This is a genomic window from Ancylomarina sp. 16SWW S1-10-2, assembly GCF_009669305.1.
In the GTDB taxonomy this organism is placed as follows: Bacteria; Bacteroidota; Bacteroidia; order Bacteroidales; family Marinifilaceae; genus Ancylomarina.
In genome coordinates this window covers 1-670 of record NZ_SADB01000120.1, presented here as the reverse complement: position 1 = coordinate 670, position 670 = coordinate 1, and the positions used below count along the sequence as shown (strand labels likewise).

The window sequence follows — 670 nt, the reverse complement described above, 5'->3', positions numbered from 1 at the left end:
TTCGAGATCACCAAACCTCGATTTTTGATCAACTATTGCTGGACGTTTTTCGATACCAACACGGTTCTTTATTTGACCACGAGTATCCTTAGAACCTCCTCGTTTCCGATACCTCTTCTTATTTCTTCGTAGATGCGTATAAAGATCACCTCCAGCTTTTAAATCAGCCCAAATATGTTGATAAATACACTCATGAGAGACACAGGCTTGTCCTTGTGCTTTCAGGCGACCTACAATCTGTTCTGGGCTAAAATCTTCTCTGATCAAAAGCTCTACTTGAGTTTTTAATATTAGAGTGAAATTTCGATGCTTTGCCTTAGTACAAAGACGGTTTAAATATTTGTTATGAGCTAATTCATATCTGTATTCTCCATTTCTCAGATCGCAATTTCTCTTTAATTCTCTACTTATTACTGATTTATCCTTTCCGATGGCTTTGGCTATTTCAATTTGTTGATAGCCACTTTCTTTCATTACGGAAATAGTATATCTTTGTTCTCTGGTTAATTGTCCCATTTTACAACTTGAGTTTGGCGATTTTTGTGGTAAAAAAAAGACTTTTATTCCACATAGACAATGGGTGAGACTAATTCTCCTCATTGTCTTGAAAAAATATATCTCCTTTTTTCATCTAAAATTCCATCAGTTGCATTTGTGACTTGAATCTAAG

General features: G+C 35.2%; 1 protein-coding gene. It reads right to left on the bottom strand.

The features are described 5' to 3' along the window. Positions 1-516 (bottom strand): IS30 family transposase (locus tag EMN46_RS18725; RefSeq protein ID WP_195715322.1); only part of this gene is annotated, 516 nt, incomplete at its 3' end. Positions 517-670 lie beyond the last annotated feature (154 nt).